Source organism: Bittarella massiliensis (ex Durand et al. 2017), from assembly GCF_017566145.1.
Classification (GTDB): Bacteria; Bacillota; Clostridia; order Oscillospirales; family Ruminococcaceae; genus Bittarella; species Bittarella massiliensis_A.
Genome location: NZ_JABFCL010000354.1, coordinates 1 through 212, shown reverse-complemented (window position 1 = coordinate 212; position 212 = coordinate 1). Strand labels below are relative to the sequence as shown.

Annotated in this window: 1 protein-coding gene; it reads left to right on the top strand. The window is 46.2% G+C overall.

Going from position 1 to position 212, the window contains the following annotated elements; genetic code table 11:
* Positions 1 to 212: hypothetical protein (locus HJY11_RS14645; RefSeq protein WP_208076574.1), on the top strand; the 212-nt coding region annotated here is incomplete at both ends.

The window sequence follows — 212 nt, the reverse complement described above, 5'->3', positions numbered from 1 at the left end:
GACTTTTGTTCCAGATATTGGATGGCGGTAAGATAGAGACGGCCTACCAAATGGATACTGCTATTGGATGTCAGTGGAGTCTGACGTTTGAGGGGCCGTATTATCTTTCTCTGTATTCTGCGGCGGCAAGGAAGTGTGAAGGATGGAAAGAAGAGACAGAGCAACAGAAGTACGGAATGAATGGGAATAGCTCCTTGCTTCTGAAACCATAC